The organism is Amycolatopsis albispora (assembly GCF_003312875.1).
Taxonomy (GTDB): Bacteria; Actinomycetota; Actinomycetes; order Mycobacteriales; family Pseudonocardiaceae; genus Amycolatopsis; species Amycolatopsis albispora.
Genome location: NZ_CP015163.1, coordinates 7,687,170 through 7,711,775, shown reverse-complemented (window position 1 = coordinate 7,711,775; position 24,606 = coordinate 7,687,170). Strand labels below are relative to the sequence as shown.

The window sequence follows — 24,606 nt, the reverse complement described above, 5'->3', positions numbered from 1 at the left end:
CGGCCTCCGGTGCGTGAGCAGTCCTCACCTCGATTTCACATTTGCGGGCTCACCCGTTCGAACAGCCGGAACGGAGCGAGGGTTACCGCGAGGCGCCGATTTCCCTCACTTTCCGTTATCCGGTGCTCTTCTCAGTGATCTTGCCGTTACGGCCGTAGCCGTTCCAGCAGCCACGATGACTTTATAACGGCAGAGTAACGAACAGGCCTCGTTTTCGTCCACCGCGCGCGGAACACCCGTATCCCCGAGCGGCGCGCCAGAGCAGACCCAACCGCCGAACAAGAGGTGACACAGTCGATGGCCCGAGACAGCTACGAGGGAAGGCACCGCGTTTCCCGCAAAGCCAAACTGACCACCGGCGGCCTCGGCCTCGCGGTGCTCACGGTCGGTGCGCTGGCCGTCTTCACCACCACGGGCTCACCCCCGCAGGCCAGTGCCGACAACCCGGATCTGAGCCAGTTCGCCGACATCACCACGGTCGAACCGAACCTGAACGAGCCCGAAGCCCGGGACGACGCCTCCACCGGCACCTTCACCGTCGACTGCGGGCGCAACGAGAACGGGCACTTCAACCCCGACAACTTCATCGCCCAGCCCGGCGTCCGGAACGGGGCGCAGCACCTGCACGACTACGTCGGCAACCTGTCCACCGACGCCGACTCGAACAACCAGAGCCTGCAGGCCGCGGGCACCACCTGCCGCAACGGCGACAAGTCGGCGTACTTCTGGCCGGTCGTCCGGATCGACACCGAAGGCGACAGCGAGGAGGACCAGCAGGACGACGGGCAGCAGGGCGACCAGGGCCAGGGCGACCTTCCCGCTCAGGACGAGAACGGGGAGTTGCCCGGCAACGAGGGCGAGATCCAGCGCCCCGCCGTCGTCGACATCACCTTTCGCGGCAGTCCGGTGACCGAGGTCGAGGCGATGCCGAAGTTCCTCCGCGTGCTCTACGGCGACGCGAAGGTCTCCACCAACGGACCAGCCAACGCCCGCGAGTCGTGGACCTGCAGCGGCTTCGAGGACCAGGTGCGCATCGACAAGTACGTGATCTGCCCCGAGGGCAGCGACGTGATGCGCGTGCACGACTTCCCGAGCTGCTGGGACGGGCAGAACATCGACAGCGAAAACCACCGCGACCACATCGTCTACCCGAACCAGAACGGCCAGTGCGAGGACGGCTTCACCGCCGTGCCGCAGCTGCGGATCAGCCTGACCTACGAGATCCCCCGCGAGGTCCAGCTCGCCGGTCAGTACAAAGTGGACGCTTTCCCCGAGGAGGACCACAACCCACTCTCCGACCACGACGACTTCGCCAACGTGATGTCGGACGCGATCATGAACCGGGTCGTGGACTGCATCAACTCCGGCCGCACCTGCACCGAGTAGAAGGGAGGCCCGATCAGGAATCTCACCGCACGAGCACTCCGTTACCGGTGAAGGCCACCGCGGCGTCCCCCGACTCGGTCGCGGTGGCCTTCCCGTCCGGCCCGGGGCATCCGCCGCCCCGGGCCTTCTTCGTGCCGGGGCCCTACTTCGCCTTTTCGGAGCCGGTGCCGAAGACGTTGGCGGGGAACGCACCGTTCGCCACCGCGGTGCGGCTCAGCTGCCGTGCCAGGGTGTGCAGCCGGTCGGCCTTGTCGCCCCCGAAACGCACCCACGGCGAAGCGGCCGAGAAGTTCGTGATGTCCTCGACCCCCTCGCGCACCTCCTGGCCGCGCGCGGTGAGCTTGCCGTCGGTGTCCAGGATGCCTTCGGTGCGCAGGTAGTCGGCCGCGGCGTCCCACTGCTCGTCCGACCAGCCGCGGCTCTTCTTCGCCGCCGGCTCCAGGAAGCCCTTGCCCGTCGCGGTGTGCGTGACCAGCGCGGTCAGCCCGTTCAGCCCGGCCCCGACCAGCGCCGCGATGTGCCCGTCGCCGCGGAACTCGCGCAGCAGCGAAGCCGCGTGCCACAGCACCAGCAGCGGCTCGTCGGGCCAGTCCAGGTCAGCGTGCGCGGCGTAGAGCGGCCGTCCCTCCGGCACACAGCCGTCGGCGACCTCGCGTGCCAGCTCGGCGGCCTCGGTGACCACTTCGGACTCCGCCAGTTCGTCCCCGAGCAGCCGCCGCAGCGCCGCCTCCGCCGCGGCGAAGCGGGCTTCGACCACCTCGCGCGGATCGGCCAGCTCCCACGCGCGCGGGATGTGCCGCGCGACCAGCTCCGGGTTGAAGTTGAAGAAGGTGGCGGCCACCGGCCCCGGGCCGACCGCGCCCATCGGCGCCGACCGGCTGGCGAAGTACCCCATCCGGCCCGGCCGCAGCCCGACCTCGGTGAAGCGCTCCTCCGCCTCCGGGGCGAAGTAGACCATCGCGTGGATCGGTTCGAGCACGCGGTGACAGCGGTACGCGATTTCCTTGGCCTCAGCGAGTTCCATGCCCCGGAGGCTACCGCCGGGTACGGCCGCCGGGAAGAAAGGAAGGACGAGCTGGCATGTAAGCCGGATCCTGTCCCCACGACCCCGGCGGACCGGGGCCGCGGTGGGCGGCCATCCATCTCGGCCTGCCGTCGCCGGCAGGCTCCAGCGGCCTACCCGCAGGCATCGGGCGGGCCGCCCTCGATCGCCTGCGCAGGAGCTCGCGCTCCCTCTTGGCCTTGCTCCGGGTGGGGTTTACCGAGCCGTCCCGGTCACCCGGGACGCTGGTGGTCTCTTACACCACCGTTTCACCCTTACCCAGCCGCGAACGGCTGGGCGGTCTGTTTTCTGTGGCACTGTCCCGCGGGTCACCCCGGGTTGCCGTTAGCAACCACCCTGCCCTGCGGAGTCCGGACTTTCCTCGAAACCCGCTCCCCGGGGGGGATCGGGTCACGCGACCGCCCTGCCAGCTCGTCCAGCACTCCAGGGTACTCACCCACCGGCGGCGGGCGCGCGCTGGTTGCGTTCACCGTCCGCGCGCACCGCGAACCACAGGCCGTCGCGCCCGTGCCCGTTCCAGTCACCGGCCAGCCGGTCACCGGCGAACCGGTACAGCGGCCGCCCGGCCAGCGTGACCTGCCAGCTGCCGTCGGCCCGCTGCACGGTGCCGACCAGCTCCGGCGCGATGCCCTCGACGCCGGCCTGCCGCTCGGTGAGCACCGGCGGCCAGGTCTTCGCGCAGTCGCCGTCGCAGAAGGACTTCGACGGCCCGGTCCGGTCCTTCTCGAACCGGTACAGCACCGCGCCGTTCCCGTCGGTCACGGTCACGCCCATCGACGGCACGCTGCGCGCCACCAGCTTCACCGCCTGCCCCGAACCCGCCGGCGACAGCGGCATGGTGGTTTCCACCCCGGTCTCCGGGGCACGCACGCCTTCGTCCAGTTCCGCCAGGTCTCGCGCGCTCGGATCGTCGGACGCCAGCACGGGCGGCTTCACCACCGGAGCCGAGGTCTGCCCGGTCTCGGACGCCACGGAGGCGGGCAGCTCGCCACCCTCGTCGCTCCACCAGTTCACCAGGCCGACCACCAGCAGCGCGCCCGCCGCGCCCAGCGCGACCTTGCCCACCGTGGTGCCCAGCCCGGCCCGCCTGCCCAGTTCGCCGAGGTCACGCAACCAGAGCACGGTGGCGCGGCGCAGGTCGCCGGCCCCCCGGCGCGCCACCCGCCAGGAACCGGTACCCCGTGGCCGCTGCCCGTGTCGAGCCGCCACAACACCCCCTCGTCTAGCGGCCGGCGAGAATCCTCGCGCGGCTCATCTCACCCGTGCTGAACACCGGCCGGTCCGGCACGTCGAGTTCGTCCGGCACCGGGCACTGCCGTTCCAGGTCCGCGGCCCAGGCCAGCACCGCGGACGGGCTGTTCATGCCGACCACGCCGAGCAGGCGGCCGTCCCGGACATAACCGGTCACGGTCCGGCCGCCCCCGGCGGGTGGACTGAGCGCCACCGTGTCGGTGCCGAGCTTCGGCACCCCGGCGGCCTGGATGCGGACCCCGTGCTGCTCGGACCAGAACCGCGGCATCGGCGTGAACGGCTTGGCCGCGGCCGGTCCGGCGAGCAGGTTCTCCGCGGCGGCGCGGCCCATCTCGATGGCGTTGAGCCAGTGCTCCACGCGCCGCGGCACCGCGTCGAAGCGCAGGTTGGGCCACTGCGCCACGTCACCGGCCGCGACCACGTCGTCCGCGCCGACGACGTGGCAGGTGGATTCGCACACCACGCCGTCGGAGATCCGGAGCCCGGCCCCACGCAACCACGACACCGCGGGCACGGTGCCGACCGCGGCCACCACGCACGAGGCAACCAGCATCTGCCCGTCGGAGAGCCGGATGCCCATGCCGGTGTGGCCGGGCAGCCAGTCCTGGATCGAGGTGCCCAGTGCGAGCCGGACGCCGTGGTCGCGGTGGAGCTGGGTGAGCCGCTCGCCGAGGTCCTCGCCGAGCACGTTGCCCATCAGGCTCTTCGACCGCCCGATGATGGTCACCTCGCGGTCCATCTCACGCAGGCTGGAGGCGATTTCGCAGCCGGTGAACCCGCCGCCGATCACCGCCACCGGGCCGCGCGTGCCCGCCAGGTTCTTCTGCAGCCGCTGCGCGTCGGACAGCGTGCGCATCACCACCACGCGCGGGTGGCCGTGCGGGATGTTCGCCGCCCGCTTGGGTTCCACGCCGGTGGCGATGATCAGCCCGTCGTAGCCCATCTGCTCACCGCCGGGCAGGTGCAGCACGCGCCGGCGCGGTTGCAGGTGCAGCGCGGTGGTGTCGAGCCGCCAGACCGCGCCGAGTTCCTGGTACTGCTGCAGGCGCAGCTCACCCGCGCTCATCGCGCCGCTGAGGAAGCCCTTGGACAACGCGGGCCGGTGGTACGGCCGCAGCGGCTCGCTGCCGATCATCACGATCTCGCCGTCGAAGGCCAGTTCACGCAGGCGCTCGGCGGCACGCAGCCCGGCGAGACCGGCGCCGACCACGACGATGCGCTCGGCCGACTGTCTGGCTCTCATCACTGATCGACCCCTTGCAGCTGGATGGCGCGCATCGGGCAGGCGCGGGCGGCGGCCTGGGCCTGGTCGTTCTGCGCGGCGTTCGGATTGCGGGTGTAGCGCAGGCGCCCGTCCTCGCGGAGCTGGAAGACGTCGGGGGCCTCCTGCTGGCAGATGCCGTACCGGCGGCAGCGCTGGTTGTCCACGCTGACCCGCATCACCACCGCCTTGCCGGGTTTCGACGGGCCGACCGGCGGCGCGTCGAGCAGGCCGATGCGCACCAGGTGCTTCGGCGGCATCAGGCGCAGCACGCTGAGCGTGAGCGCCGGCGCGAGCACGGTGATGCCGCCCAGCCACAGCAGCGAAAGGTGCCCGTTGGCCGCGGCGCCGAACCACGAGTGCACCACGGTCATCGCCACCGCCGGATAGGCCAGCTGGTGGAACCGCAGCCAGTTCAGGTACTTCACCGTGCGGTGCAGGCCGGCGGTGATGGTGATGGCGACCATCAGCTCCAGCCCGAGAATGCCCAGCGCGTGCCTGGCCAGGCCGCCGTCGGCGAACGGCACCAGGATCTTGGCCATGCCGAAGTCGATGTCGTCGAGGAACGGGAACGCCGCGGCGTGCGTGATCCCGGTGGCGATGGTGAACGAGGCCAGCATCTGGTGCCCGCCGCGCAGGGCGTGGTGCCCGGACAGGCGGCGCACCCAGCCGGTCGCGGTGAGCACGCCCCAGGACAGGGTCAGGCACATCGCGACGTAGGCCAGCCTGGCCGAAAGGGCCGCCATCTCGCGGACACCGGCGTCGTGCGGGGAGGTGGCGGCCTGCAGGAGCAGGGGGTCGGGCATTAAGTCGTGCCTCCGGATCGGGGAATTCGCGGGCTTCAGTCGCTGGCGTGGCGTGAGCCGCGGCGGTAGGCCCCGAACCAGCGCACCAGGCCGAGCGTGGCGGCGATGGCCACGAGGCCGGCGAGCACGCCGAGCAGCACACCACCGAAGCCCAGTTCGTCACCGCCGCCTTCGGCACCGGTGGTGGCCACCGAGCGGGCCGGGTTGCCCGCTACGCCGTTGGCCGCGGGTGTGGCCGGGGTGGCGCCGGTCAGCGAGTCGGCGCGGGCCAGTCCGGTGCCTTCCAGCAGGGTCATGTGGCGCATCACCGCGTTGACCGCCTTCTGCGCGAAGGAGCGGATCGCGTCGTTCTTGGTGGTCGCGCGCACGGTGGCGACGAGCGGGAAGACCGTGCCGTGCGCAGCGCGGGCCAGGTTGACGTAGGTGCGGTCCGCCTCGGCACCGGTCTTGCCGGAGATTTCGTCCATCCAGCCCTGCTGCTGCGCGGTCGGCTGGCTGGGCAGGCTGACGCCGACCTGCGCGGCGGTTTTCTGCACCTCGCCGTCGAGCACCGCGTGCTCTTCGGACAGGTGCCCGCCGACCTCCCTGATCTTCGGATTGGTGGTGCGCTCGGAAATCAGCTTGCTGATCGGGCCCTCCCACAGCCCGGCGAGCCGCACCTTGACCAGGATCTCCTCGTCGGCCGGGGCCAGTTCGGCCTGCGCGGAGGCGGGGGAACCACCGCACAGCAAGGAAATCACCGGCAGCAGGCTCGCCACGAGCAGGGACAGCAGCCGGCGCGAGCGCGGTTTCACCGCGTGCCGGGACCGGGCGGGGTTGGTCATCGCGTGCCCCTTCGGGGAAAGTTCGTGCATTTCGGGGAGTCAACTGGGTGGTACGGCAGTGATCAGCGGCTGGTTCGGTCCGCAGTTCCGGGAAATGGTGTGACCTGGATCACATAGCGGTTACGCTGCGTTCCACCCGGAATCACGGACGTGAACCTGGTTCACCTCCCGCCGATGCAGTATCGTGATCGCACCGCTCGAGCGCGATCCGATTCCCCCGACTCCGCATTCGGCGCGCCGCGGTAACGAACTCTTTCACCTCGCCTTCAGGGAGGCAGGTCGCTTCATGAAAAGCGCAGGAATCACCGGAATGACCACAAATGGTCCGGACGAAGAACTGGTGACGATGCTGTACCACCAGTTCCGCGAGAGACTTTTCAGCCATGTGCTGCGGCTGACCAATTACGACCGGCAGTGGACGGAAGACGTGGTGCAGGAGACGCTGATCCGCGCCTGGCAGAACTCCGCCACGCTGACCAGGGAACCCGGCATGCTCCGGGGCTGGCTGCTGACCGTCGCGCGGCGCATCGTGATCGACGGCTGGCGCTCGCGGCAGGCCCGCCCGCAGGAGGTGGAACTGCTCCGCCCGGAAATGGCGGGCTGCCCGGACGAGACCGATCAGTCCCTTTCCGTGATGGTCATCGTCGATGTCATCAGCAGGCTGAGCAACGAGCAGCGCGCGGCCATTTATCAAACGTATGTGAAAGGTCACACCGTGCGCGAGGCCGCGCAGATTCTGCAGGTTCCGGAAGGCACGGTGAAATCCCGGCTGCACAAGTCCATGCGACTGATCAGGAATGCACTGCAGGAGTGGACCTGAGGGGACCGGTGAGGTGATGAACGGACGGCATTCCGCGCTCGCGGCCTACGCACTGGACGCATTGGACGAGAGCGGAGCCAGGAAATTCGAACGACATTTGGCGCGGTGCGCGCGCTGCCGGGAGGAATTGACCGGGTACGCCGAATCGGGGCTGTTCGGCCTGCTCCGCGACGCGGCGGAGTCCGGTGTGCTCAACCCGCTGCTGGACTCCATCCCGGCCCAGCGAGCGACCGAGCCGGACGCCGCACCACCGCGGCGGCGCCTGCTGTCCTGCCGGTCACGCCTGCGCCGCGTGCTGCTGCTGGTGGGGAGGTGACCGCGGCCGTGCCGGGCCGCCTCGCGCCCTTCCGCGTGCCTGGCGCCATGAGCGATACCAGGGAGTGCACTGTCACCACCGCTACCACCGCCGTCTCGCCGGGTCTGGCCGGTGCACCCTGGGTGACCGGCACTACTGGAGTAGGGCCAATTCTGCCGCCGAACGGCCCGCGGGTCTCTACGGTAGGCACCGTAGAAAACACGGAGAGTTGGGCGAACGGCCCTTCGGTCCCCCCGCTGGTCACGCTCGGTGCCCTGGACAAGGCCGGAGAAGATGGTGCATTCTCCGGGTCCCACGCGCGTTCACTCCGCAGGGGACACCGAGAGCGGCCGAGGTGCCGCGGATCGGAGAGCTACCCGTGACTTCGTCTTCAGCGCTGTCTTCCGCGCTGGCGCCCGCCGCCCGAAGACCAGCCGAACTGGTCGCCGCGCCCTTCTTCGGCAGGGAAAAGGAGCTGGACACCATCGGCGGCCTGCTCGCGCGCGCCAGGGAAGGCCTCGACTCGCACGTGATGGTCTTCGGTGAGTTCGGCGGGGGCAAGACCGCGCTGCTCGACGCCGCCGCCCGCCGCGCGCGGGCGCAGGGCTTCACCGTGGCGATCGCGCGCGGCGCCCGGCTGGAGGTCCGCCTGGCCGGCGGCATCGTGCACCAGCTGTCCGACGCGCTGCTCGAGGTGATCGACGGCGACGGCACCAACGCGCTGCCCGCTCCGGCGCGCTCGAACTCCGAATTCGACGCGCTCGAGTCCTTCCAGCTGCTGGTCCGGACCGCCGCCGCCCGCCGCCCGCTGTTCCTCGCCGTGGACGACGTGCACCTGGCCGACGCCTGGTCGATGCGCTGCCTCGCCTACGCCAGGCCGCGGCTGGCCGGGCACCGCGTGGTCATCGCGACCACCGCGAACCGCGGGCTCGCCCCGCTCAGCGAGGTTTCGCTGCCGGAGCTGACCGGCACCACGCCCGAGGTGATCGAGCTGGGCGGGCTCGACCTGACCGGGGTGGCCGGGCTGGTGCGGGCCGCGACCGGGCGCCAGGACGCCGGGTTCGCCGCGGCCTGCCGTGAGGTCACCGGCGGCAACCCGTACCTGCTGCGGTCGCTGGTCAGCACGCTGCGGCACCAGCAGTACAAGATCAGCGAGCTGACCGCCGAGCAGATCCGCGCGGTGTCCGTGCCGCTGATCGGCGAGATCCTGCGGGTGCGGTTGCGCGGCCTGCCCGGCACCACCGATGTCGCGCGCGCGGTCGCCGTGCTCGGTGAGGACGCCACGCTGGAAGCGGTCGGCGCGCTCGCCGGGCTGTCCCCGCGTGCCACGCTGCGCGCGGTGGACACGCTGGTCCGGCTGCACGTGCTGGCCGACAGCTATCCCCCGGCCTTTACCTACTCCTACGTGCGCAACGGCGTGCTCGACGACATGTGCGTCGCCGAGCAGGCCGCCAGCCACGCCACCGCGGCCCGCCTGCTGTTCGACGCCGGTGTCCCGGACGAACGCGTCGCCGCGCACCTGCTCGAAGCGGGCCCGATCCGCCTGCCGTGGGGCGTGGAGGTGCTGCGCCGGGCCGCCCGTCGCGCGGTCCACCAGCAGAACGCCGACCTGGCCGGTGCCTGCCTGCGGCGCGCGCTCGACGAGCGGCTGCCCCCGGACCGGCGGCTCGCCGTCCAGTTGGAACTCGGGCACGTCGAGTTCGGTTTGGACCGTTCGGCCGGGCGCGCCCGGCTGCGTGACGCGCTGGCCATGGCCGAAGATCCCGGCGCCGCCGCCGAAGTCGCCGAGACGATGGTGCTCGGCTCCTGCGGTGACGCGGCGAACCGGCTGGCGATCTCGGTGGCCACCGAGGTGATCGCACGGCTCGGTTCCGCCCAGCGCGAGGTCGCGCAGCGCCTGCGGTACACCACCTATCTCGCCGCGGCCGGTGGTTCGCGGCACGCGTCGGCGTGCGCGAAGCGGGTGTTCGACGACCTGCGCGCGGAGATCCCGGAAAACGACCAGCTGCGGCGCATCCACGCGCTGCTGGTCGCGCTCGCGCACGCCAGGGAAGCCGGTTCACACGCCGACTTCCTGCGGTACGCGGCCGAATCGCTCGACGGCGACCCGATCCCGGCCTTCGGCCAGCCGTACGTGTTCGCCCTGTTCAGCACCGCGCTCGCGGACGAGCCCGAGCACGCCGAGCGGTTCCGCCGGCTGGTCGAGGGCATGCGCGAACCGCACGACTACCACCTGCCGAAGGGCATCGCCGCGTCGCTGGCCCACGGCATGGCCATCCACCTGCTCGGCGACCTGCCGAAGGCACGCACCTTCTTCGCCTCACCGGTGCGCATGTTCCTCGACTCCGGCGCGGCGAACGGCTGCCCGATGGCCACGCTGTGCCTGGCCTGGTACACCGAGGTGCTGGTGGACCTGGGCAGGCTCGACGAGGCGACCGCGATGCTCTCGCACGTCACCGCCAGCCAGCTGTTCCCCGACACGCACCTGCTGTTCGCGCGCGCCAGGCTGCGGCTGGCCGCCGGGGACGGGCAGGCTGCGCTCGACGACCTGACCGACTGCGGCAGGCGGCTGGCGGAACGCGGCGTGGTCAACCCGGCCGTGCTCGCCTGGCGTGAGCAGGCCGTGCGCGCGCACCTGCTGCTGGGTGACCGTGAGCAGGCGGCCGAGCTGGCTGCGGAGAACCTGCGGTTGTCGAAGCAGTGGGGCACCCCGCGAGTGGTCGGCACGGCGCTGCTGGCCGCCGGGATCGCGGGTGAGGACGGCGACGACGCCGAGCACGCGCTGCAGTCCGCGATCGAGTCGCTGTCGGCGTCGCCCGCGAAACTGCGGCTGGCGGAGGCCCTGTTCGAGCTGGGTGCGCTGCTCCGGCGGCGCGGGCACCCGGAGAAGGCGGTGCCCCAGCTGCGGCGGGCGCTGGACCTGACCGCGCAGTGCGCGGCGGAACCGCTGTCGCGGCTGGCCGGGCGTGAGCTGCGCGCGTGCGAGTCGGCGTTGAGCGAGACCAAAACCAGCGCGCACGGGCTGACCAGGCAGGAAAGCCGCGTCGCGGCGATGGCGGTGCAGGGGCTGACCAACCGGCAGATCGCCGACGCGCTGCACCTGACCCGCCGGACCGTGGAGCTGCACCTTTCCGGCGCGTACCGGAAGCTCGGCATCTCCGGCCGCGGTGATCTGTCGAGCGCGTTCCCCGGTTAGGGCAGGGCGTCGAGCGCCTGCTGGACGAGCTGCTCCGGCGACTCGGTCACGTCGAGCACCACGCCGCGCTCGTCGTCGGCGAGCGGTTCGAGGTCGGCGAACTGGGAGTCCAGCAGCGACGGCGGCATGAAGTGGCCCGACCGCCCGGACAGGCGCTGCGCGATCACCTCGCGCGGGCCGTGGAGGTGGACGAACCAGACGTCGCCGCCACCACGCAGCACGTCGCGGTACCGCCGCTTCAGCGCCGACGAGGTGACCACCCCACCGGACTCGTCGTGCTCGCGGATCCACCCGGCGATGGCGTCGAGCCAGGGCCAGCGGTCCTCGTCGGTCAGCGGGGTGCCCGCGGTCATCTTCTCGATGTTCGCCTTCGGGTGGAAGGAATCCGCCTCCGCGTACGCCACGCCGAGCGCCTCCGCGAGCGCGGTGCCCACGGTGGTCTTGCCCGAACCCGACACACCCATCACGACCACGACCGTCATGCCGGGCATGTTCCCACAGGCGGCTCGCGGACCGGGGCAACCCGCGCAGTAACCTGAGCGTTCAACACAGGTGACATGGGGCCAGGCGAACGGGAGCCAGGGGTGAGCGCGGGACGCGCGATCGGTCTGTTGCTGGGGGTGGCCGCCGACGGCATCGTCGGGCACCCGAAAGACGGCCGGCCGGTAGCCGGATTCGCCCGCCTGGCGCGGGCGCTGGAGAAGAAGATCTACGCCGACCACCCGGTGCCGGGCGCGGTGCACGCGGGGCTGCTCGCCGGGGGCGCGGTGCTGCTCGGCGTGCTGACCGAGCGCGCGGGCCGCCGCAGCCCGGTGCTGCAGGCCACCGGCACGGCGATCACCACCTGGGCGGTGCTCGGCGGCGCGGCGCTGGCGATCGACGGCACCGAGCTGGCACGCGACCTGGAGACCGGCAGGCTGGACGCCGCCCGCGACACGCTGTCCGAACTGGACCCGCGTGACACCCAGGGGCTGACCGTCATCGCGTTGTCGCGGGCTTCGGTGGAGACGGTCGCGGAGAGCACTTCGGACGCGGTGGTTTCCCCGCTGTTCTGGGGCGCGGTCGCGGGGGCGCCGGGGCTGCTCGGCGCGCGAGCGCTGAAGGTGCTGCGGCGGCTGAACTCGTCACCTCGGCACCACCGGTTCGGCTGGGTGGTGGTGCGCCTGGACGAGCTGGTCAACCTGCTGCCGACGCGGGTGGCCGCGGCGCTGACGGTGAGCGGGGCGCCGGTGGTCGGCGGGTCCGCCGCAGGGGCGTGGCGGGCGTGGCAGCGGGACGCTTCGGCGCACCCGAGCCCGAACGCCGGGCGCGTCGAAGCCGCTTTCGCGGGCGCACTGGAAATCCGTCTGGGTGGGCGGACGGTCTACCCGCACGGGGTCGAAGAGCTGCCGGTACTCGGCGACGGCCGCAACCCGGACGCCGGGCACGTGACACGAGCCGTCGAACTGTCGCGGGTGGTGGGCTGGCTGGCTGGGATCAGCTCGGCCGTGCTGGCCGTGGTGCTGGGCCTGCGCCGCCGCTGACCAGGCGGGGGCGGACACGAATGTGGCTTTCGTGTCCACCTCGCCGGGCACGGAAGCTGGCTCAGCGTCCGCCAGCTTGGGCGCGAAGGTGGCGTTCGTGGCCAGCGGGACGGGGCACGAAAAGGTGTCCCTCAGGTGTGGTGCACGGGCCGGTCTACTTCGGATACTTCGGTCCTGCCGTTCGGCGGCGTAGGTTGCGCCGTCCGGGCCAAGTCAGCCTCGTCTTCGTCCTCGGCCAGCAGCTGCGCGACGGACTTCCGCCGCTCCGGCCGCTCCCGCTCACCGGCCAGCGCACCGCCCGGTTTCAGCTCTCGCACGGTGAAGTACAGCCACCCCAGGATCGCCATCGTGCCGAAGGCAATCCACTGCAGCGCGTACGAGAAGAACGGCCCCGCCTCCAGCTTCGGCAGCGGCAGCGGCTCGAGACCGCCCGGCTGGCCGACGTCCAGCTGGAAGTACCCCGGCCGGATCGGCAGCCCGGTCGCCCGCGCCACCACCCGCGAATCGACCGTGTAACTGTGCAGCTTGCCGTCCGTGGACTCGTCGGCGAAGGCGTCGCGGGCCTTCGGGTCCGTCTCGTCGATCCGCACCCGCGCGACCACGGTCACCTCACCGGCGGGCGGCGGCGCGTACGCCGGGACCCGCGTGCGGTCGTCCGGCCGGACCACACCGCGGTCGACCAGCACGACCTGACCATCGGTGGTGCGCAGCGGCGTGAGCACCTCGAACGCGGGCTCCCCCAGCACGGTCCGCAGCCGCGCGACGACCTCGGCGTCCGGCACGTACGTCCCGGTGAAGGTGACCCTGTCCCACTGGGTGGCTTCGGTGGGCGCCGCGCCGCCGGGCAGCACCTCTTCCACCGAGCGCGGCTCGGCGGTGAAGGACGCCGACAGGGCCGCGTTCTGCGTCTCGCGCTCGTTGTCGCGGTGGAACTGCCAGGGCGCCAGCAGCGTGTAGCAGATGGCCGCGAACGCGAACACCACCAGCGTCAACGCCAGCCAGCTCGGCCTGAGCAGGAACTTGAACCGCACCCCCCAACGGTAAGCGGTCGTCCCCGTCACGTTCACCCAACCCCGCGTGCGACCGCCAGCGCCTGCCCCGCGTACCCGCCGCCGAAGGCCGCCGCGTGCATCAGCAGCGGAAACAACTGGTGCAGCCCGACCCGGTCGCGCCACCCCGGTGCCAGCGGCGCGACCTCGTCGTACGCGGCCAGGATCCGGTCCAGCTGGGGCGTGCCGAACAGCGCCAGCATCGCGAGATCGCCTTCGCGGTGACCACCGTGCGCGGCCGGGTCGATCAGCCACACGCGCCCGTCGGCGGACCACAGCACGTTCCCGCTCCACGCGTCGCCGTGCAGGCGAGCGGGCGGTTCTTCGGGCACGCCCAGCTGGTCGAGCCGGGCGCACAGCCGCTCGAAGACGGCGACCTCGGCGGGTCCGTACAACCCGCGGTCGGCGGCGGTGCGCAGGTACGGCTCGATGCGCTCGGCGGCGTAGAACGCGGCCCAGGTGTCGTGGGCGACGTTGCGCATCGGCTCCGGCCCCATCCACGCGTCCACCGGCCCGCCCGGCGGCGGCGCGCCGAAGGCGTCGGCACCCCGCGCGTGCAGCGCCGCCAGCCCGCGGCCGAACTCCTCGGCCGCGCGCGGCTGAGGGCTGCCGCTCTCGACGTACTCGGTGATCAGCCAATCATCGTCGAGAGCGAGCACCTCGGGCACCGGGACGTCACCGTGCTCACCGAGCCAGCGCAGCCCGGCGGCCTCCGCCTCGACCGGCCCCCGCTTGGCGACGACCGTGCGCGAGCCGGTTTCCACCCGGTACGCGGCCCCGCCGAGCGGCGACGACCGCGTGACCGGTTCCCCGAGCAGCCGCGAGACCGCCTTCACAGCCGCTCGCGCACCCAGTCGAGCAGGCCCGGCACGGACCGTTCGATCATGCCCAGCACCTCGGTGAACCCGTCGTTGCCGCCGTAGTACGGGTCCGGCACCTCGGCGTCCGGCCCGGCCGCCGGGTCGAAGTCACGCAGCAACCGCACCCGGTCCGGGTCGTCGACCTTGCGCCGCAGCTCGGCGTAGTGCCCCTGGTCGGCGGCCAGCAGCAGGTCGGCGGCGAGGTGGTCGGCGTCGACCTGCGCGGCGATGTGGTCCACGGGGTAACCGGCGGCGGTCAGCGTCGCGCGTGCCCGGCCGTCGGCGGGTTCACCGACGTGCCACGGCCCGATGCCCGCGCTGCTCACCCGGACCCGGTCGGCCAGCCCGGCGCGGCGCAGCTGCTCGCGGAAGACCAGCGCCGCCATCGGCGAGCGGCAGATGTTGCCCGAGCAGACAAAGACCAGATGGATACCCGTTTTGCTGTCGCTGTCCACCCGCCCAGTGTCCACTGGCGAGCTGTCCCGCGTCCAAGCAGCCCGGGCGTCGTCGGCTACGTCGCTTTCAGGGATTCCGAGAGCTTGCCGCACTGCTCACCGAGTTCTTCGATCTTCGTGATGAGGCCTTCGACGGACTCGGCGTCGTGAGCTGCGTGAACCTCGGGCAGGACCTCCGCGTAGCGCGCGGCGAGCGCGCTGTACCGCTCGTCGAAGTTCGCCTGCCGTTTCGAGCTGAGCCGCGGTTTCCGGCGTGTGTACTCGACGTCCAGCGACAGCAGCCGACCGGCTACCACCGCCGCCGCGGCACCCAGCCGCGTCCGCACGTCCTCCGCGTGCGCCCGCCGCTCCAGCCGTGCGGCCGCGACCCGGCCTGCCCGGCGCGACACCAGGTACAACGCCGAGGCGCCGAGCACCACACCCGCGAGCGCGCCTCCCGCGATGAGGAAACGAGGCAGCGGAGCTGCGATCGTCCGCGTCCCGTCCGGAATGGTCTTCGCCCGCACCAGCGTGTCGTAGTTCACCACCACGACCTTGAGCGCGTCGAGCGGGGAATCGACGAACTCGTCCACTCCCGCCGGGAGCTGCGTCTCGGCGACGTAGGCCTTGCCGAACCCCTCGTCCTCGGCGCCGGCCATCTGCACGCAGCCGTACGTGTCGTATTCGTCGCCCGCCGGGCTGAGCAGCAGCCCGACCGTGCCGGCCGCGGGTCCTTCCAGCTCGTCGCACGCCTCACCGAGGTCCTCGCCCGGCGCCAGCCAGGCGACCACGAGCCTGCGGTTGCCCACGATCTGCTCGGCGGCCTGCTCATCGATGTTCGTGCCGTCCCCGACGTGGACCGAGGACACCCGCAGGTCGGACTGCAGGTCGTTGTCGAACGCGCCACCGGTCCACAGCCCCCAGCCCGCGAGCACCACGCACACCGCCAGCGCGACGAGGAACAGGCCGTTGCCCCGGCCGCGATACCGTTCAAGCGACTTCAGCGCGCTCATGCCAGCTGCCTCCCCACGTACACGTCGGGCCGGTAGTCGGTGCGCCCGAGCAGTCGCGCGACCTCATCGAGCCGCGCGTGGGCGTCGGTGAGGAACGCGTCCGGATCGCGGCCCTCCTCCAGCGCTTCGCGTGCGCTTTCCAGCTTCGCGAGCGCGAGGGTCAGCGCCACGTCGCTCTCCCCGTCGGTCAGCCCGGACACCTCGATGGCCAGTGCGGTCAGCGCGCCGAGCCTCGCTCCCGCACTGGTCCCGCGCGGCAGCCCACGCGGCTTGCGCACCGCGCGCGCCGAAAGTGCGACGAACACCGCCACGCACCCGGCGAAAACCCAGGGCAGCGCGGGCAGCGTCACCCGCAGCGGGTCCGGCGGCTGGTACGGCAGCGGCCGGTCGAACAGGCCCGCGTACCGGATGTCGATGACCCGGTCGAGATAGACCCCGAGGATCGCGTCCTGCGGGTACACGCGCGACGACAGGTACCGGCCGAACTGGGCGTACGTGCTCGCGGCGGCGACGTCGGCGAAGGCGTCCGCATTCGGCCCGTGGTACGAGACCCACAGACCGTAGAGCACCACGATCGGGCGGTCGGGGAACCGAGCCGTGAGCGCGGCACCGTAGTCGGGCACCGGCTCGCCGAAGGGCTGCCGCGGGAACGCGGCCACCAGCGGCTCGGCACCGTCGAACGCCTGCCGTGCCGCGTCGTGGGGTACCTCGGTCAGCGTCGCGCCCTCGGCGGTGTAGCGACCGGCGGACCGCAGCGCCGCCTCGACGGGGGCCAGTTCGGCGGCGGTCGGCTCCCGCCAGCGGAAGTCCGAGGGACCACTGGCGACCGGCTGCTCCCACAGGTGCCCGAGCAGGTAGATGATCAGGCCCGTGACGTCACCCACCGCGAACTCGGCGCGCCGCTCGTCGAGCGTGCTCGGCGCGACCTCCAGGATGCCGCCGCTCACGGTGGTGCCGACGATCGTCACCACCTCGCGCTCGCCCTTCTCCGCCTGCGATTTCGCTTCGCTGATCTGCTTCCGCTCGGCCTCGTCCAGGCCCGGCGGGGCCACGAGGATGCGGGCGTCGCGGTTGCCGATCGCCTGGTCGACGCGGGCTTCGTCCCAGTGCGCGACCGCGCCGGGCAGCCGGACCACCCGCTCGGCCTGCAACCGGGCGACGAGTTCCTCGACCGGCGGCACCGAGGCGTCCGAAAGCCCGGCCTCCTTGCCGGCGCGGGTGGATTCCGGTGACGTCGGTGACTGCGCATAGCTCACGTCGATGGTCTCGGCGCGCTGCGAAACCAGGAACACCACGAGGGCGACCACGGCCGCGCCGAGGCAGGTCCACCGCGCGACACCGAGCCAGGTACCGACCTCGCGTCGCGTGTCACTCACCGGCTGCCTCCCGCCACAGCTCACCCGCGCGCCGCGCGTCGTTCTCGGCACGCTCGGCCGCGTGCGGTCCACCGCCCTCGGCGGCAATCGCCTCCGCCCGCGCGAGGAGGTCGTCGGCTTCGGGCACCGTCGCTTCGCACGCGTCCCGGCGGATCGTCGCGGCCTGGATCGCCGACCTCGCGGCGGCCCACGCTTCGCCGCGGCGCTGCCGCTGTCTCTTCGCGTGCGGGTAGAGCGTCGCCGTGGTGCCCGCGGCCACGAGCACGGCGATCCCACCCAGCCAGATCGGCCAGCTTGACCCCATGCACGCACTCCCTCGGCTCGGACTGACGATCGAGTCGATGATGGTAGGCGTCCCGGAGCGACCGGCGTGCGGGTTCCGGCGAACTGGTTCTCAGCGGGTGCCGCAGGCCGAGTCCAGCGACCGGCGGAGGGCCCGCTCGTGCAGCCGGTCCAGGTTCAACTGCCGGTCGGTCACCACGATCGCCGCCGCCAGCTTGCCCCCGCAGGACGGCCGCGCCCGGGTGGCCACGGTGGCCGACAGCTCGTCGAGCAGGCCCGCGTTGAGCCGGTCGATCACCGGGCGCACCTCGGTCGGCAGGTCGGGGCGCTCGGTCGGCGCCTGCTCCGGGTGTGCCGTCCAGTACTCGTGCAGCCCGCGCTGCACCACCTTGTTCGCCTCGATCTGGTCGCGGAAGAACTCGACCGCCTCGGCCGGGTCGAGGCCGAGGCCGGGGGCCTTGGCCGCCACCCCGTCGAGGATCTGCTGCTCACGCACCGGATCGTCAATGGGCTGCGTGGTGCCGAACTTGGCGGCGGCCACCTTGTCGGCGATCTGGACGCGCTGCCCCGACAGGTCGGCCAGCGGCCACAGCGAAGCGGGCGGCGCGGCCACCGCGGGTGAGGCGGCCCCGAGCAGGAGGGCGGTGAGCAGAACGGTCAGCAACCGACGGCGCATGACCCGTCACGGTACATGCGAGGATCACCGGCATGCCCGTCCAACTCGCCGACGTGATCACCGCACTGGAAACCGCCTACCCGCCGGGGCTCGCCGAACCGTGGGACGCGGTCGGCCTGGTCTGCGGGGACCCCGCCGAACCGGTGGCGCGCGTGCTGGTCTGCGTGGACCCGGTCGAGTCCACCGTGGACGAGGCGCTGGAGCTGGGCGCGGACCTGCTCGTCGCGCACCACCCGCTGCTGCTCAAGGGCGTGCACGGGGTGCCTGCCGACAGCACCAAGGGCAAGCTGGTGCACCGGATGATCCGCGCGGGCGTGGCGTTGTTCTGCGCGCACACGAACGCCGACTCGGCCAGCCCCGGTGTCTCCGACGCGCTCGCCGAAGCGATCGGCCTGCGCGTGCTCCGGCCGCTGTCACCCACCGCCGAAGGCGCGGACACCGGCCTCGGCCGCATCGGCGAACTGCCCGAGCCGGAACCGTTCGCTCGGTTCGTCGAACGGGTGTCCGCCGCGCTGCCCGAGACCCGGCCCGGTGTCTACGGGGCCGGCGACCCGGACCGGGAGATCCGCACGGTCGCGGTGTCCGGCGGGTCCGGCGACAGCTTCCTGGCCACCGCCAAGGCCGCCGGGGTGGACGCGTACGTGACCGCGGATCTGCGCCACCACCCCGCCGGTGAGCACCTGGAGGCCGGGCCGTCGGTGCCCGCGCTGGTCGGTGTGACGCACTGGGCCAGCGAATGGCCGTGGTGCGGGCAAGCCTCGGCCGTCATGCGCGCGGCGCTTGCCGGTACCGTCGACATTCACGTCTCCACGAGGTGCACCGACCCGTGGACGATCCGCGCTTGAAGTCCCCGAGGGAGTGACGACACCGTGAAGGCCGAACCCGCCGTGCAACGCCGCCTGCTGGAGCTCGCCAAGGTCGACGCGGAGCTGTCGCGGCTGGCCCACCGTCGCCGCACGCTGCCGGAGCTGACCGAGGTCGCCGAGCTGGAGAAGGAACTGCGGGCGAAGAAGGACGCGCTGGTGTCCGTGCAGACCAGCGCCTCGGACCTGGACCGCGAGGTGGCCAGGCAGGAACGCGAGATCGACTCCGTGCGCACCCGCAGCGACAAGGACCGCAAGGCGATGGAGTCCGGCGCGGTCGCCGCCAAGCAGCTCACCGAACTCCAGCACGAGATGGAAAGCCTGCAGCGCCGCCAGACCGCGCTCGAAGACGACCTGCTGGAGCTGATGGAACGCCGTGAGGCGCTCGACCTGGACGCCCAGCGCACCGGCGCCGAGGTGGACAAGGTGACCGCGCAGCTGGAGCAGGCGGTCCGCCGCCGCGACGAGGCGTTCGCCGACATCGACACCACCCAGGCGCGGCGCGAGCAGGACCGCGCCGCGCTGGCGCCGAAGTTCCCGGAGCCGCTGACCAAGCTCTACGAGCGGGTGCGCGCGCAGAAGGGCATCGGCGCGGCGCTGCTGCGCTCGCGCCGCTGCGGTGCCTGCCAGCTGGAGCTGGACCGCAACACCGTCTCCGAGATCAAGGCGGCGGCCGAGGACGAGGTCATCCAGTGCGAGAACTGCAACGCGATCCTGGTGCGCACGCTGGAGTCCGGGCTGTGAGGGTGCTCGTCGAAGCCGATGGCGGGTCGCGGGGCAACCCGGGGCCGGCCGGCTACGGCGCGGTGGTGAAGGACGCCGACACCGGCGAGGTGCTCGCCGAGCGCCAAGCCGGGCTCGGCGTGGCGACCAACAACTTCGCCGAGTACTCCGGCTTGCTGGCCGGGCTGGCGGCCGCCGCCGAGCTTGGTGCGTCCACTGTGGACGTCCGGATGGACTCGAAGCTGGTGGTCGAGCAGATGTCCGGGCGCTGGAAGATCAAGCACCCGGATCTGCGGCCGCTGGCCGAGCAGGCCAGGGAACTGGCCGCGCGCTTCGACCGCGTGACCTACGCATGGATCCCGCGGGCGGACAACTCGTACGCCGACCGGCTCGCCAACGAGGCGATGGACACCCAGGCCGGGACGGCGACAACAAAAACGAAGACGGACCGGGTGTCCCCGGCGAAGTGGAGCGGCGCGCAGGGCACACCGACGAAGTTCCTCCTGCTGCGCCACGGCCAGACGGAGATGTCGGTGGACCGCCGGTACTCCGGGCGCGGCGACGTGCCGCTGACCGAGCACGGCCAGCGCCAGGTGGCCGCCGCGGCGAAGCGCATCGCCGCGATGGACGGGCTGGTCGTCGACGGGGAGCCCGCGCCGATCATCGCGTCACCGCTGCTGCGCACCCAGCAGACCGCGCAGGCGGTGGCGGACGCGCTCGGCGGGCGGGTGGAAACGCACCAGGGCCTGATCGAGACGGACTTCGGCAGCTGGGAAGGCCTGACCTTCACCGAGGCCGCCGACCGCGACCCCGAGCTGCACGCGCGCTGGATCAGCGACTCCTCGGTGCCCGCGCCGGACGGGGAGAGCTTCGACGCGGTGCACCGGCGGGTGCGCGCGGTGCGCGACGACCTCGTCGACCGGTTCGCCGGGCGGACCGTGGTGGTGGTCAGCCACGTCACGCCGATCAAGTCACTGCTGCGGCTGGGCCTGGACGCCGGGCCGTCCCTGCTGTTCCGGCTGCACCTGGACCTGGCGTCGCTGTCCATCGTCGAGTTCTACCCCGACGGCAACGCCTCCGTCCGACTGGCGAACGACATCTCCCACCTGAGCTGAACGCGGGTTCCACGCCCTCCCGGCTTCGGCGAGCAGTTCGAGGCGTGTCGAGGTGTCACGAATGTGGCTTTCGAGACGTTTCGCGTCTCGAAAGCCACATTCGTGACATCGGAGCCGGTGCGGGGTTCAGGAGACGGGGGCGTTCGCCCAGGCTTCCAGCATGACGCGGGCGATGGACGAGTTGCCCGGCATGATCAGCCGTCCCGAGTCGTCCGGTTGCGCGTCCCGGCCCCGTTCGAAGGCGGCCAGGACCTCCGCCCGCGTCACCCAGCGCGCGTCCTCGATCTCGCCGTCCGCGGGCACCAGTGGTTTCGCGGCGTCCGCGCGTGCGGTGAAGCCGAGCATGATCGAGCGCGGGAACGGCCACGGCTGGCTCCCGAGGTAGCGGATCGCCGACACCTCGGCGCCGACCTCCTCCCGGATTTCCCGCGCCACACAGCCTTCCAGCGACTCGCCGGCCTCGACGAACCCGGCCAGCACCGAATACCGCCCCGGCGGCCAGATCGGCTGCCGCGCCAGCAGCACGCGCTCGCCGTTGACGCCGACGTCGTCGTGCACCAGGCAGATCACCGCGGGATCCGTGCGCGGGTACTCCTCGCGCCCGCACCCGTCGCACTTCGTCGCCCAGCCGAACTGGAGCAGCTTCGTGGTGCCACCGCACCGCGCGCAGAAACCCGCGCGGTGGTGCCAGTTCCGCAACGCCATCGCGGTGGTGAACAGCCCGGCCGAGGTGTCGTCCAGCAGATCACCGTGCCCGCGCAGGTCCACCCACACCTCACCGCCGGCCAGCGGTGCCTGGTCGCGCAGGCCCCAGCTGCCGGTGAGCGTCACCCACTCGCAGTCCTCCGGCGGCCTGCCCGGCAGCGTCCAGTAGTCCACGTCCTGCCACTCGCCGAGGAACGCCGCGTCCGGCGGCGGCACGTCCCCGAAGGCCAGCGCCTTGCGCGTGGCCAGCGCGTCCCCGCCCTGCGGCACGGGGGTGCGGCCGGACTTGGCGTCCAGCAGCACCACCCGCGCGTCGGGCCAGCGGGCGTGCAGCCGGTCCGGATCCCCGCGCAGGTTCTCCTGACGGTCCACAGTGGACCGGGACAGCGTGGGGAGCCGGTCGAGCTGGAACGGCTGGGTCATGCCGCTCCGATCGCGACCCCGCCGACGGCTTCGAGCCCGCGTCCGATCGTGTCCGCGTCCCCGACCACCACGCCGGTGAACCGGTGCGGGGCGAAGAAGTCCAGCGCCGCCTCGGCGACCTCCTCCGCGGTGACCGCGGCCAGCCGCTCGGGGTGCCCGGCCAGCCATTCGAAGCCGAGCCCGGCCTGCGCCAGCGCGGACAGCTGCCCGGCCAGCCCGGTCTGCGAGGAGATCGAGATGCCCAGCGAGCCGATCGCGTACTGGCGCACCGATTCCACCTCGTCGGCGGTCGGCGGCACCAGGCCGAGCCTGGCCAGTTCGTACCGCGTCTCCAGCAGCGCCGCCGCGGTCACGTCGGTGGCGGTGTCGGCGTCGACCAGCAGCGTGGCGGTGTTGCCGGTGAACTCGAACCCGGAGTGCGCGCTGTAGGTGTATCCCTTGTCCTCGCGGATGTTCTCCACCAGGCGCGAGGAGAAGTAGCCGCCGTAGGCCAGGTTCGCCAGCTGCAGGTGCGCGTACCGCGGGTCGGTGCGGCGCAGGGCCTGCGCCGACAACCGCAGCTGCGACTGCACGGCACCGGGCCGCGGCACCAGCAGCACCTCACCGCCGGTCAGCTCGGGCAGGTCCGGCAGCACGTTCGCCGACTTGTCCGAGGCCCAGTCACCGAGCGCGCGCTCGAGCTCGGCCACCACCGCGTCCGGATCGACGTCACCGACGATCACCAGGGTGGAATTGCGCGGCAGCACCGCGTTCGCGTGCAGTGCGCGCACGGCTTCCGGCACCACCTTGGCCACGTCCTCGGCCTCGGGCACCTCGCGGGTCACCGGGTGGTTGCCGTACCGCCTGCGCTGCAGGGCTTCGCGGGCGATGGTGCGCGGCTGCGTGCGGGCGATGGCCAGCCGCTCGATCAGCCGCGCCGACTCCCTGGCCACCTCGGCGTCCACATAGGACGCTTCGGTGAGCAGGTCGGCCAGCACGTCGAACAGCGTGGGCAGCCCGCTGGCCAGCGCGCTGGCGCTGATCGCCAGCCGCTCCGGGTCCACCACGGTGCTCAGCTCGCCGCCGATCAGCGCCATCTCGGTGTCGATGGCCACGCGGTCGCGGCGAGCGGTGCCGGTGACGATGGTCTCGGCGAGCACCTCGGCGGTGGCCGCGTGCAGCTCGCCGGTGCCGGCGAACGGAATGCTCAGCCGGACCTCGACCAGCGGCACGGTGTCCTTGCGCACGGCCAGCACGCGCAACCCGTTCGGCAGCACGGTGTCCACATGGGACAGTTCGGCGGCGGCGCGCTGGCCACCGAGCGGCGGCACCGGCCGCGGGCCGCGCTCGGTGCGGCCGATCTCCTGCGCACTGCGATGCTGCACGGCGGTCACTTGCTTCCTCCTTCGGGCTGCACGATCAGCACCGCACGGGAATCGGGCCGCAGCGCCTTGGCCGCGGCGGCGACGTCGTCCGCGGTCACCGCGGCGAACCGGTCGGCGAGACCGTGCACCAGGCTCGCGTCGTCGTAGAGCAGTTCGAACGCGCCCAGCGCGAGCGTGCGCGAGACCATCCTGTCGTGGTCGGAGTGCAGGCCAGCCACCCAGCGCGCGGTCACCTTGGCCAGCTCGCGCTCGTCCGGCGGGGTGGTGGCGAGCAGGTCGATCTCCTCGTCGATGGCCTTGAGCACGCGGTCGCCGGTGACCTCCGGCGCGTGGATCGCGGTGATCGAGAAGGTGTCGGGGTCCCGTGCCTCGAACGGGCCGAACAACCCGGCACCGGCGCCGATGTCGGTGACGATGGCGTCGCGGTGCACCAGCCGCTGCTGCAGCCGGGACCCGTCGCCGTCGGTGAGCACCCCGGCGAGCACCAGGTTCGCCACGTAGGCGTCCAGTTCGCCGACCGGGTCGGGCATCCGGTACCCCACGGCCAGCGCGGGCAGCGGGGCGTGCGGGTCGGTGTGGAAGCCGCGCAGCTCCTCGGCGGGCCGCGGCTCGGCGAACGAGCGGCGCGGCGGCGCGGGCCGGAACGGCACGTCACCGAAGTGCTTCTCGACCAGCTCTCGGGCCCGGCCGACCTCGAAGTCACCCGCGACGGTGAGCACCGCGTTGGCCGGGGCGTAGAAGGTGTCGAAGAAGGCCGCGCAGTCGTCCAGCGTCGCGTTCTCCAGGTCGACGAAGTCGCCGTACCCGTTGTGCGCGTTGGCGAAGGTGGAGTACAGCACCGGCGGCAGCAGGATCCACGGGAACCCGCCGTACGGCCGGTTCAGCACGTTGAGGCGGATCTCCTCCTTCACCACGTCGATCTGGTTGGCCAGGTTCTCCTGGGTGAGCTTCGGCGCGCGCATCCGGTCGGCCTCGAGGAACAGCGCGCGCTCGAGCGCGGCGGCGGGCAGCACCTCGTAGTAGTCGGTGTAGTCCGGGTGGGTGGACCCGTTGAAGGTGCCGCCGCTGGACTGCACGTGCCGGAAGTGGGCCAGCTTCTCCAAGCTCTCGCTGCCCTGGAACATCAGATGCTCGAACAGGTGCGCGAACCCGGTGCGCCCCTCCGGCTCGGAGCGGAAACCCACGTCGTAGTGCACGGCGACGCCGACCACGGGCGCGGTCGGGTCCGGCGCGAGCACCACGCGCAGCCCGTTGTCCAACTTGAACCTGTGTAGCTCGGGTACGGCCATGCCCGCCAC

The 24,606-nt window shown here is 72.1% G+C and carries 24 protein-coding genes and 1 other RNA gene; 8 read left to right on the top strand and 17 right to left on the bottom strand.

The window, feature by feature from the left end:
* The first annotated feature begins 297 nt into the window (after positions 1-297).
* Positions 298-1,386 carry a DUF1996 domain-containing protein gene (locus A4R43_RS36625; protein ID WP_113696268.1) on the top strand — a complete coding sequence of 363 codons (1,089 nt, stop codon included), beginning with the start codon at positions 298-300 and terminating at the stop codon, positions 1,384-1,386.
* Positions 1,387-1,528: 142 nt separating this feature from the next.
* Here the strand turns inward: A4R43_RS36625 and A4R43_RS36620 are convergent, their stop codons facing one another.
* From A4R43_RS36620 to A4R43_RS36595, 6 genes are all read right to left on the bottom strand, one after another.
* Positions 1,529-2,410, bottom strand: a complete 882-nt coding sequence (locus A4R43_RS36620; protein ID WP_113696267.1) for an SCO6745 family protein — start codon at positions 2,408-2,410, stop codon at positions 1,529-1,531.
* A 43-nt stretch (positions 2,411-2,453) separates the two neighbouring features.
* An RNA gene (gene rnpB / locus A4R43_RS36615) (RNase P RNA component class A) lies at positions 2,454-2,863 on the bottom strand.
* Between the two features lie 18 nt (positions 2,864-2,881).
* Entirely contained in the window at positions 2,882-3,610 is a 729-nt protein-coding gene (locus A4R43_RS36610) for a COG4315 family predicted lipoprotein (RefSeq protein ID WP_113696266.1), read from the bottom strand.
* A 61-nt stretch (positions 3,611-3,671) separates the two neighbouring features.
* Positions 3,672-4,943 (bottom strand): NAD(P)/FAD-dependent oxidoreductase, encoded by a 1,272-nt coding sequence (locus A4R43_RS36605; RefSeq protein WP_113696265.1) that lies wholly within the window; start codon positions 4,941-4,943, stop codon positions 3,672-3,674.
* A complete protein-coding gene (locus A4R43_RS36600) occupies positions 4,943-5,767 on the bottom strand; it encodes a ferredoxin (protein WP_162788718.1) in 825 nt (274 codons plus the stop codon). The genes A4R43_RS36605 and A4R43_RS36600 overlap by 1 nt, the downstream gene beginning before the upstream one ends.
* A gap of 35 nt (positions 5,768-5,802) precedes the next feature.
* Positions 5,803-6,621 (bottom strand): DUF4142 domain-containing protein, encoded by an 819-nt coding sequence (locus A4R43_RS36595; protein WP_236808491.1) that lies wholly within the window; start codon positions 6,619-6,621, stop codon positions 5,803-5,805.
* A 256-nt stretch (positions 6,622-6,877) separates the two neighbouring features.
* Here A4R43_RS36595 and A4R43_RS36590 point away from each other — a divergent pair, with 256 nt between their 5' ends.
* The 3 genes from A4R43_RS36590 to A4R43_RS36580 all read left to right on the top strand — a co-directional run bounded on the left by A4R43_RS36590 (position 6,878) and on the right by A4R43_RS36580 (position 10,902).
* Positions 6,878-7,411, top strand: a complete 534-nt coding sequence (locus tag A4R43_RS36590) for a sigma-70 family RNA polymerase sigma factor (RefSeq protein WP_113696263.1) — start codon at positions 6,878-6,880, stop codon at positions 7,409-7,411.
* Positions 7,412-7,427: 16 nt separating this feature from the next.
* Positions 7,428-7,727: a zf-HC2 domain-containing protein gene (locus A4R43_RS36585; protein WP_162788717.1), complete on the top strand. Its 300-nt coding sequence runs from the start codon at positions 7,428-7,430 to the stop codon at positions 7,725-7,727.
* 358 nt (positions 7,728-8,085) lie between these two features.
* On the top strand, positions 8,086-10,902 hold the full coding sequence (locus A4R43_RS36580; RefSeq protein ID WP_162788716.1) for an AAA family ATPase: 2,817 nt from the start codon (positions 8,086-8,088) through the stop codon (positions 10,900-10,902).
* On the opposite strand, the gene A4R43_RS36575 is transcribed toward A4R43_RS36580, so the two are convergent.
* The gene (locus A4R43_RS36575; protein WP_113696260.1) at positions 10,899-11,384 is read right to left on the bottom strand and encodes a gluconokinase; all 486 of its coding nucleotides are present in this window, start codon (positions 11,382-11,384) and stop codon (positions 10,899-10,901) included. The genes A4R43_RS36580 and A4R43_RS36575 overlap by 4 nt on opposite strands.
* A gap of 102 nt (positions 11,385-11,486) precedes the next feature.
* Here A4R43_RS36575 and A4R43_RS36570 point away from each other — a divergent pair, with 102 nt between their 5' ends.
* Positions 11,487-12,425: a cobalamin biosynthesis protein CobD/CbiB gene (locus A4R43_RS36570; RefSeq protein ID WP_113696259.1), complete on the top strand. Its 939-nt coding sequence runs from the start codon at positions 11,487-11,489 to the stop codon at positions 12,423-12,425.
* 131 nt (positions 12,426-12,556) lie between these two features.
* Here A4R43_RS36570 and A4R43_RS36565 read toward each other — a convergent pair whose 3' ends face one another.
* The 7 genes from A4R43_RS36565 to A4R43_RS36535 form a co-directional block, all read right to left on the bottom strand.
* Entirely contained in the window at positions 12,557-13,456 is a 900-nt protein-coding gene (locus A4R43_RS36565) for an SURF1 family cytochrome oxidase biogenesis protein (RefSeq protein ID WP_113696258.1), read from the bottom strand.
* A 32-nt stretch (positions 13,457-13,488) separates the two neighbouring features.
* A complete protein-coding gene (locus A4R43_RS36560) occupies positions 13,489-14,310 on the bottom strand; it encodes a fructosamine kinase family protein (protein ID WP_113696257.1) in 822 nt (273 codons plus the stop codon).
* Positions 14,307-14,720, bottom strand: coding sequence for an arsenate reductase/protein-tyrosine-phosphatase family protein (locus A4R43_RS36555; protein ID WP_113698130.1), 414 nt, complete (start codon positions 14,718-14,720; stop codon positions 14,307-14,309). Before A4R43_RS36555 ends, A4R43_RS36560 begins: the two co-directional genes overlap by 4 nt.
* 125 nt (positions 14,721-14,845) lie before the next feature.
* Positions 14,846-15,781, bottom strand: coding sequence for a hypothetical protein (locus A4R43_RS36550; protein WP_113696256.1), 936 nt, complete (start codon positions 15,779-15,781; stop codon positions 14,846-14,848).
* The gene (locus A4R43_RS36545) at positions 15,778-17,157 is read right to left on the bottom strand and encodes a hypothetical protein (RefSeq protein WP_113696255.1); all 1,380 of its coding nucleotides are present in this window, start codon (positions 17,155-17,157) and stop codon (positions 15,778-15,780) included. Before A4R43_RS36545 ends, A4R43_RS36550 begins: the two co-directional genes overlap by 4 nt.
* On the bottom strand, positions 17,150-17,461 hold the full coding sequence (locus A4R43_RS36540; protein WP_113696254.1) for a DUF6403 family protein: 312 nt from the start codon (positions 17,459-17,461) through the stop codon (positions 17,150-17,152). Before A4R43_RS36540 ends, A4R43_RS36545 begins: the two co-directional genes overlap by 8 nt.
* Positions 17,462-17,551: 90 nt before the next feature.
* Positions 17,552-18,115: a chorismate mutase gene (locus tag A4R43_RS36535; RefSeq protein WP_113696253.1), complete on the bottom strand. Its 564-nt coding sequence runs from the start codon at positions 18,113-18,115 to the stop codon at positions 17,552-17,554.
* 32 nt (positions 18,116-18,147) lie between these two features.
* Here A4R43_RS36535 and A4R43_RS36530 point away from each other — a divergent pair, with 32 nt between their 5' ends.
* The 3 genes from A4R43_RS36530 to A4R43_RS36520 are packed head-to-tail and all read left to right on the top strand — an operon-like array spanning position 18,148 to position 20,816.
* Positions 18,148-18,960, top strand: coding sequence for a Nif3-like dinuclear metal center hexameric protein (locus A4R43_RS36530; RefSeq protein ID WP_113696252.1), 813 nt, complete (start codon positions 18,148-18,150; stop codon positions 18,958-18,960).
* A 24-nt stretch (positions 18,961-18,984) separates the two neighbouring features.
* The gene (locus A4R43_RS36525; RefSeq protein WP_113696251.1) at positions 18,985-19,722 is read left to right on the top strand and encodes a zinc ribbon domain-containing protein; all 738 of its coding nucleotides are present in this window, start codon (positions 18,985-18,987) and stop codon (positions 19,720-19,722) included.
* A gap of 2 nt (positions 19,723-19,724) precedes the next feature.
* Positions 19,725-20,816, top strand: coding sequence for a bifunctional RNase H/acid phosphatase (locus A4R43_RS36520; protein ID WP_113696250.1), 1,092 nt, complete (start codon positions 19,725-19,727; stop codon positions 20,814-20,816).
* 126 nt (positions 20,817-20,942) lie between these two features.
* On the opposite strand, the gene nudC is transcribed toward A4R43_RS36520, so the two are convergent.
* Genes nudC through A4R43_RS36505 form a run of 3 tightly spaced genes read right to left on the bottom strand, consistent with a single transcriptional unit; the run spans position 20,943 to position 24,597 of the window.
* Positions 20,943-21,944 carry an NAD(+) diphosphatase gene (nudC, locus tag A4R43_RS36515; protein ID WP_113696249.1) on the bottom strand — a complete coding sequence of 334 codons (1,002 nt, stop codon included), beginning with the start codon at positions 21,942-21,944 and terminating at the stop codon, positions 20,943-20,945.
* A complete protein-coding gene (locus A4R43_RS36510) occupies positions 21,941-23,317 on the bottom strand; it encodes a M16 family metallopeptidase (RefSeq protein WP_113696248.1) in 1,377 nt (458 codons plus the stop codon). Before A4R43_RS36510 ends, nudC begins: the two co-directional genes overlap by 4 nt.
* The gene (locus tag A4R43_RS36505) at positions 23,314-24,597 is read right to left on the bottom strand and encodes a M16 family metallopeptidase (RefSeq protein ID WP_113696247.1); all 1,284 of its coding nucleotides are present in this window, start codon (positions 24,595-24,597) and stop codon (positions 23,314-23,316) included. Before A4R43_RS36505 ends, A4R43_RS36510 begins: the two co-directional genes overlap by 4 nt.
* Between the last annotated feature and the right edge of the window lie 9 nt (positions 24,598-24,606).